At 70.5% G+C, this 7,927-nt stretch carries 8 protein-coding genes; 1 reads left to right on the top strand and 7 read right to left on the bottom strand.

The features are described 5' to 3' along the window. From D180_RS21230 to bfr, 7 genes are all read right to left on the bottom strand, one after another. A partial coding sequence (locus tag D180_RS21230; RefSeq protein ID WP_017914352.1) for an aminotransferase class III-fold pyridoxal phosphate-dependent enzyme occupies positions 1-965 on the bottom strand: 965 nt, incomplete at its 3' end. Positions 966-1,014: 49 nt separating this feature from the next. Further along, a complete protein-coding gene (locus D180_RS21225; RefSeq protein ID WP_043091505.1) occupies positions 1,015-1,656 on the bottom strand; it encodes a class II aldolase/adducin family protein in 642 nt (213 codons plus the stop codon). Beyond that, positions 1,643-3,286: an FGGY-family carbohydrate kinase gene (locus tag D180_RS21220; RefSeq protein WP_017914350.1), complete on the bottom strand. Its 1,644-nt coding sequence runs from the start codon at positions 3,284-3,286 to the stop codon at positions 1,643-1,645. Before D180_RS21220 ends, D180_RS21225 begins: the two co-directional genes overlap by 14 nt. 3 nt (positions 3,287-3,289) lie before the next feature. After that, positions 3,290-4,183, bottom strand: a complete 894-nt coding sequence (locus D180_RS21215; protein ID WP_043091504.1) for a TorF family putative porin — start codon at positions 4,181-4,183, stop codon at positions 3,290-3,292. A gap of 116 nt (positions 4,184-4,299) precedes the next feature. Next, positions 4,300-4,725, bottom strand: coding sequence for a DUF2147 domain-containing protein (locus D180_RS21210; RefSeq protein ID WP_017914348.1), 426 nt, complete (start codon positions 4,723-4,725; stop codon positions 4,300-4,302). 74 nt (positions 4,726-4,799) lie between these two features. Continuing rightward, positions 4,800-5,144 (bottom strand): hypothetical protein, encoded by a 345-nt coding sequence (locus D180_RS24095; RefSeq protein WP_157835495.1) that lies wholly within the window; start codon positions 5,142-5,144, stop codon positions 4,800-4,802. A gap of 164 nt (positions 5,145-5,308) precedes the next feature. Further along, a complete protein-coding gene (gene bfr / locus D180_RS21205) occupies positions 5,309-5,800 on the bottom strand; it encodes a bacterioferritin (RefSeq protein WP_026143459.1) in 492 nt (163 codons plus the stop codon). 191 nt (positions 5,801-5,991) lie between these two features. Between bfr and D180_RS21200 the strand changes: the two genes are divergently transcribed. Continuing rightward, a partial coding sequence (locus tag D180_RS21200; RefSeq protein WP_017914347.1) for a penicillin acylase family protein occupies positions 5,992-7,927 on the top strand: 1,936 nt, incomplete at its 3' end.

Genomic DNA, 7,927 nt, shown 5'->3' with positions numbered 1-7,927 from the left:
CCGATCGCGCCGGCCATCGGATAGCCGCCGGCCAGGCACTTGCCGAGCACGGTGATGTCCGGCAGGACCCCGAAGTAGCCCTGCGCACCGCCCGGCCCGAGCCGGAAGCCGGTGACCACTTCGTCGAAGATCAGCAGCGCGCCGAACTCGTCGCACAACTTGCGCACCTGCCGGTTGTAGTCGTGGTGCACCGGCCGCGTGCCGCTTTCCGGCCCCAGCGGTTCCAGCAGCACCGCCGCGGTGCCGCCGCGCAGGCGATTGAACTGCAGCTTGCGCCGCAATGCCTCCAGATCGTTGGGATGGCATTCCTGGGTGTAGGCGGTGGCGCCGCGCGGGATGCCGATCGCCTCCATGCGCCCGGTGCCCGGCAGGCGCATGCCGTACACCAGCTGGTCGCTCCAGCCGTGGTAGGCGCCGCCGATCTTGATGATCCATTTCTTGCGGGTGTGGGTGCGGGCCAGGCGCACCGCGCCCATCACCGCCTCGGTGCCGGAGCCGAGCAGGCGCAGCATCTCCACCGCCGGCATGCTGGCGCAGACCAGTTCGGCCAGCTTGACCTCGTACGCGTGCAGCAGGCCGGTCACCGGGCCGCACTGGTCCAGTACCGCCTGCACGTGCTCGCGCAGTTCCGGCGGATTGGATCCGAGCAGGGTCGGGCCACCGGCCTGCAGGAAGTCGATGTAGCGGTTGCCGTCGACGTCGGTCAGGTACGCGCCCTCGGCGCTGTGCATGGCCAGCGGGAACGGATGGTTGAACGCCAGGTTGTGCTGCACGCCACCGGGGATCACCTGCTTGGCCGCCTCGCCCAGGCGCTTGGAACCCTGGCAACGCGCGTCGAAATAGCGCATCACCTTGGACATGCCGGCGGCGCCGATCGGCCGCATCGGCTGGTTCACCAGCGTATGGAAGCGCGCGTACAACTGGTCCACATCGGGCCACTGCGAAATGGCGGGGGTCTGGCTCATCGTCGGTGCCGGGTTCGGGGGAGCGGAAACGGAAAGGGCGTGCATGGGGTCAGGCCTCCAGGGCGGTGAGGACGGCACGCAACGGCGCGGCCAGGCCGGCGTCGTGCAGCGCGCGGCGTTCGATGCGGCGCGCCAGGTGATCGCGCGCCAGCTGCTCCAGCGCATCGACCGCCGCCACCGCCTGTTCCAGGCTGCGGCCGCAGCACAGCACGCCGTGGTTGCGCATCAGGTAGGCGTTGCTCGACGGGCGCAGTTGCCGCGCCAGCAACCAGGCCAGCAGCCCGGTGCCGGACGGGAAGTAGCCGATCATCGGCACACGCGCACCGATCGTTGCCTGCAACGCCGGATCCTCGACCGGCAGCGCCGCACCCAGCAGCGCGCAGGCGCTGGCCACCGGCTGGTGGGTGTGGATGCTGCAGGCCACATCGGGGCGGCGGCGCAGCACCTGCGCATGCAGCCCGGTCTCCACCGACGGCGTGGCGGCACCATCCAGTTGCCGCAGGTCGGCCAGGCGCACCACACAGATGTCCTCGGCGCGCATCGTCAGGTAATCGATGGCCGACGGCGTCACCGCGAAGCGCTCGGCATCCAGGCGCAGCGCGACGTTGCCGCCGGTGCCGGCCAGGTAGCCGCGCCGCGACAACTCCACGCACAGCGCGACCACGCGTGCGCGTTGTTCATGGGCAAACATGCTGGGGAACCTCCGGCACGCACTCGGGAACGGGATTCATGCGCCGGTAGATCGGCGCCAGGGTGCGCTGCAATTCGCGGAACATCGCATAGCGGTCGTCGTACAGCGCGCGGGTGCGTGGCGACGGCTCGTACACCCTGCGCGCGCGTTGCAGCGCCGGCAGGTCGGCGAAGCGCAGCCGGCCCAGGCCGACGCCGGCGATGAAGGTGGCGCCGATCGCATTGGCCTGGATCGGGTTGTGCAGTTGCCGGATCGGCTGGCCGCTGACGTCGGCGATGATCTGGCACCACAGGTCCGACTGCGCGCCGCCGCCGACCGCGGCGATCACGCCCGGATCGCGGCCGAGCAAGCGCGCGAACGGTTCCATCATCCAGCGCGTGTTCAACGCCACGCCTTCCATGAAGGCGCGGATGATGTCCTCGCGGGTGTGCATCAGCGACAGGTTGACCAGCCCGGCACGCAGGCTGTGGTCCTCGACCGGGGTGCGCTCGCCGAACAGCCACGGCATGTACACCAGCCCGTTGGCGCCGGCCGGCACCCGCGCGGCGATGACGTTGAGCACCTCGTACACGTCCGGGCGTTCTTCGTCGCGCAGCAGTTCGTCGGGATGGAACAGGATGCGGTCGCGCAGGAACGACAGGTTGGCGCCGGCGGTGGACTGCAGCGCCGTGGCCAGGTAGCGCCCGCTCACTGCGCACGGCACCGCGGCGATGTTGCTGAACACGTCGGTCTTCATCCGCGGCACGTGCGCGCCCAGCCACGACGAGGTCCCGAGATACAGATGCGCGGCGTAGTCCTCGACGGCCGCGGCCACCGCCACCGCCGAGTTGTCGATGGCGCCGGCGATCACCCGGGTCTGCGGCGACAGGCCCAGTTGTGCGGCCACGCCCGGCAGCAGCGGCCCCAGCACCTCGGTCGAGGCCACCAGCTCCGGCAGCTTGTCGCGCTCGATGCCGAGCAAGCGCAGCAGGCCGTCGTCGTAGCGGATGCGCATCGGGTCGCGGTTGTCGGTAACCCAGGTGGTGAGCACCGAATCGGCGGTGGCGCAGAAGCGCCCGGTCAGGCGCAGGTTGAGATAGTCCAGCGCGTTGAGGAACTTGTGCGTGCGCTGGTAGCGCTGCGTCTCGTGGTCGCGCAGGTAGGCGATGTGGCCGGCGCAATCCTTGCCGCTGCCGGCCGGCGCGCCGCCGCTCAGGCGCAGCCAGCGCAGCAGTTTCAGCGGCGCGTAGCCGCGCACGTTGAGCCAGCGCCCGCGCAGGCGCCGCGCGATCGCCGCCTGCCCGCGCATGTCCAGCCACAGCATGGCGTTGCCCAACGCGCGGCCGTCGCGGTCCACGCATACGGTGCACTCGCCCTGGGTCGAGCAGCACACCGCGGTCACCCGCCGGCGCAACGCCTCGCCGCCTTGCAGCACAGCCGCCGCGGTGACCAGCAACGCGTTCCACCAGTCGCGCGGATCCTGCTCGGCGCAGACCCCGTGCACGTGCAGCGGCACCGGTTCGAAGGCCCAGGCGATCACCTGGCCCTCCAGGGTGACCAGCGCGCACTTGCAGCCGGAGGTTCCCAGGTCCACCGCCAGCACCAGCGGCTGGTCGCCGCCCCGGTCGGCATCGAGCAGTTCGCTGCGCATCGGTCAGAACGTGTAGCCGATCGAGGCCACCAGGGTGTCGCCGTCGGTCTTGCGGATGCGCGCGCCGTCCTGCACCCAATACAGCTCGTGCGCGTTGACCCGGGTGCTGACCCAGTCCAGGTTCCAGTCCAGGCCCCAATGTTTGTGGGTGACGCCGATCTGGTAGTCGGCGAAGCTGCCCTCGCTGAAGTTGCGCAGCTTCTGGTAGCCGGCGTGCAGGCGCAGCGTGGTCGATGGCAATACCGACGGCAGCAGCGGCGTCTGGTAGTTGAGATCGCCCAGCAGCGTGCCGCGCGAGTCGTGCTCGCCACGGGCGAAGCAGCGCAGCGCCGTCGTCGGGTCGGCGGCGAACTGCAGGATCTGCGCACACACGCCGCCGGTGTCGGCACCACGGTAGGTCTTGGAGAACACGTATAGCACGCGGCCCTCGACTGCGCCGTAGCCGAGTTCGAACACGCCGAAATTGCTGTCGTAGTCGGTGCGGCGGATGTCCTCAGGCGTTCCCGTCTCCAGGTCGATCCGGTGCGGGGCCAGGAAACTGGCGCCCGGGAACCGTTCCGTGGCCAGGCCGACCCCGGCATGCCAGGCATCGGGATTGCCGAAGCGGTAGCCGGCCGCGGCGGTGATGCCCAGGCCGTCGCCATCGAGGAACTGTTTCTTGCTGACCTTGGCCACCTCCAGCAGCGCGACGAAGCCGCTGGCGTGCACGAACTGGGTGGTCCACTTCAGCGATGGGCGCATCAGCGAGTCGGACACGCCGCGCGTACGCTGCTCGCTCATCAGCTTGATCTGGTTCTGGAACTCGTAGTTGACCATGCCATCGGCGTCGGCCTGCTGGGCCTGCGCCTGGGCACAGCACGCGCCGTGCAGGGCCAGTGCGCCCGCGAGGGTCGCCATGAAGCGGACTGCAGTCATCTCAATCTCCCCTGTTCGCTGAGGAAGGTGGGACGCGCGGCGGCCGTCGCGGGCCCCGCACGTCGAGGGTGCCGGCGCGTTGCGCGCGCGGCGGGTGATTACTTGGCGCAGACCGGCGTGCTGGGCAGCGCCTGCACGCGGGTGAAGCGTTCGGTCTCGCCGAGCACTTCCACGCCGACGAAGGCGCGCAGGTCCAGCGATTTGCCGCTGGCGCGCAGCGTGGCCTTGTAGCGCTTGCCGCTGCGCGGATCGAAGGCCCAGCCGTCGCGCCAGGTATCGCCGTCCTCGTGCCCCAGACGCGCGATCTGCACGCCGCATGTATCGGTGGCGGTGCCGGCGTCCTTGTCCCAGACGATGCGTCCGCACAAGGCGGTGGCCGCATCCGCGCAGGGCGCGAACTCCACCACCGCGTCCTTGGCCGCGGTCAGCCAAAGCCCCTGCGCCGCGGCCGGCGCCGCACACGCCGTCGCGGTCGCCAGCAGCCATCCCGCGATCACCACACCGACCGCGCCGTACCGCTTCATTCCCGGACTCGCCTGCATCGAACGCCCCCTCGCCATCGCGCAATTAAGTAGTTAAAACTACCGTATAGCGATCACTACCGTTTTGCAAGCATTGTCCGCAGGGCCTTTGCCGCGGACGTGGCGAGGCGCGCAAACGCCTGGATTTCAAGGGTTCGCGTGTGCAGCGACATGCGTGCGACGGCCGATTTTTGCGGCATTGCAACAGCCATCGGGGAGGACGGCGACGACAGATCGGCTCGTCCGATCGCCATGGCGTCGCACTGCGAACCGAGCGACTGCGCCAGCCACGCCATCCGGCGACGCGGCCGCGCGCGGCCGAACCCGATCGGCGGCGTCAGGAAACGAGAAGGGCAGAAGGCGTGTCGGCAGTCGCTGCCGCCTTGCTGCAGCAGCAACCGCCGCGACACCGCGATGCGCACTGTCGCCCGCGAAGGTCGGCAGCGCCGGCGCGGGCCAGCGAGAGTTGTGGCGACCGGCACGATCGGCGGGTCAGAAGCGGCCGGCGATGGCACGGCCGCGATGGCGGGGATGGGTCCCGCTCAGTGCATCGGCGCCTCCCGAAAGCGGGAGGCGCACGGACGGATCAGGCGTCCTTGCCGGACACGTGCCCGTCGATCTTCGAGGTCTGGTACAGCGCCATGCCGATGCGCTTGATCAGGCCGAGCTGTTGCTCCAGCCACCAGGCATGGTCTTCCTCGGTGTCGCGCAGCTGCGCCAGCAGCACGTCGCGGCTGACGTAGTCGCCGTGCTGCTCGCACAGCTTCATGCCCGCGGCCAGATTGGCGCGCACTTCGTACTCGACCTTCAGATCCTTCTCCAGCATCTCCTCGACCGTGCGCCCGGGTTCGAAGGCGTGCGGGCGCATGTCCGGGTCGCCCTCCAGGAACAGGATGCGCCGCAGCAGCGCATCGGCGTGCTCGGTCTCCTCTTCCATCTCGTGGTTGATGCGTTCGTACAGCGCCAGCAGGCCCTGGTCCTCGTAACGCCGCGAGTGGATGAAATACTGGTCGCGCGCGGCCAGTTCGCCGCGCAGCAGCTCCTTGAGGCATTGCACAACGTCGGGGTGTCCCTTCATGGGGCGGGCTCCGTGGGGTCGACTGAGGGCGCCATAGTGCCCGATGCCGCCGCGCCGCGTTCCAATCGGAATCATTCACATCCCGACTCGCACATCCGCGATGCGTGACCCCGCGCACAGCGCGCCGCGCCTACGCGGGAACGACACGCAGTCGTGTCTAGAATCGGAGACTTGCCCACCGGAGAGAGACGATGCGCGGTCGATGGAAACGCCTGCTGCTGGGGACGCTGCTGCTGACGGCGGCCGTGGCGCTGGGCATCTGGCTGCTGCTGCGCGGCAGCCTGGCCACGCTCGACGGCAAGGCCCCGCTGCAAGGCCTGCGCGCACCGGCAAGCATCCAGCGCGACGCGCTGGGCGTGGTCACCATCGATGCCGCCGACGAGGCCGATGCGATGCGCGCGCTCGGCTACGTGCACGCGCAGGAACGCTTCTTCGAGATGGACCTGCTGCGCCGCGCCGCCGCAGGCGAACTGTCCGAGCTGGTCGGTCCGCACGCACTGGACGTGGACAAGGCACGGCGGGCGCATCGCCTGCGCGCGCGCAGCAGCGCGCAACTGGCCGCGTTCGCCGGCACGCACGCGGCGGCCTTGCAGGCCTACAGTGCGGGCGTCAACCAGGGCCTGCACGCGTTGCGGATACGGCCGTGGCCTTACCTGATGCTGTTCGCCGCGCCGCGCGACTGGCAGCCGGTGGATTCGGCGCTGGCCGGCCAGGCGATGTACTTCGACCTGCAGGGCAAGCAACTCGAGCGCAAGCTGGCCCTGTATCGCCTGCAGCAGCGCTTGCCGGCGCCGCTGTACGCCCTGCTGCGCCACGAGGGCAGCAGTTGGGACGCGACACTGGACGGCAGCGTGCGCGGCGACGCGGAGCTGCCCTCCGCCGATCAGGTCGATCTGCGCCGCCTGGCGGACGCGCCCGCCCCCGCCGCGACCGAGGCGGTCGCCACCAGCGCGCCCGGCAGCAACAACTGGGCGATCGCCGGCAGCCGCACCGCCGACGGCCGCGCCATCGTCGCCAACGACATGCATCTGGGCCTGCGCGCGCCCAGCCTGTGGTTCCGTGTGCGCCTGCGCTATGCCGATGCGCAGGCGCCGGGCGGCCACGTGGACGTGTCCGGATTCTCGCTGCCCGGCCTGCCGGCGGTGATCGTCGGCAGCAACGGTCACATCGCCTGGGGGTTCACCAACAGCTATGCCGATACCGCCGACTGGTACCGGCTCACGCCGTGCGCCGCGGTGGCGCAGCCCGGCTGCACGCCGGTCACCGTGCACCGCGAACGAATCAAGGTCTCGGGCGCCCCCGACACCGAACTGCAGGTCGAAGACACCGCCTATGGCCCGATCCTGCAACACGAACCCGACGGCAGCGCGCTGGCGTTGCGCTGGGCCGCGCAGTTGCCGGGTGCGCTGAATCTGGGGCTGGCCGACTTCGCCCGCGCCGACACCCTGCCCGATGCCTTCGCCCGTGCGCAGCACATCGCCACGCCGGCACAGAACCTGGTGCTGGCCGACCGCGACGGCCACATCGGCTGGCGCGTGCTCGGCCCGCTGCCGCTGCGCGGCCCGCACTGCGCGGCCGATGCGGTGATGCACGACGTGCGCGCGACAGTGCCGGCGGAGGCGCGCTGCGCGCCGTGGCCGCTGTCCACCGGCCAGTCGCCGCAACGCATCGATCCCGCCGACGGGCAATTGTGGACCGCTAATGCCCGCGTGATCGGCGGCGCCGAACTGGCGCCGCTCGGCGACGGCGGCTATGCGCTGGGCGCACGCGCACAGCAGATCCGCGACGACCTGCGCCTGCATCCGCACCTCGACGAACGGCAGTTGCTGGCGATCCAGCTCGACGACCGCGCCCTGTTCCTGCAGCGCTGGTGGGCGCTGCTGCAGCAACGCGATGCCGGTGCGGCGACGCCGGCGTTGCACGCCATCTCGCAAGCGGCCAAGCACTGGGAAGGCCGCGCCAGCACCGGCTCGGTCAGCTATACCCTGGTGCGCGCCTGGCGCCTGGCGGTGCTGACCCGGATCCGCGACGGCCTGATCGCGCCGGCCCGTACCGGATCGAACGCAGATACCGCGCCCGCGCCACCGCCGCTGCCGCTGCCGCAACTGGAAGGCGTGGCCTGGCCGC

Source organism: Xanthomonas sp. SHU 166 (assembly GCF_000364685.1).
Lineage (GTDB): Bacteria > Pseudomonadota > Gammaproteobacteria > Xanthomonadales > Xanthomonadaceae > Xanthomonas_A > Xanthomonas_A sontii.
The sequence above is the reverse complement of the archived record's forward strand: the minus strand, read 5'-3'. Positions and strand labels throughout refer to the sequence as shown.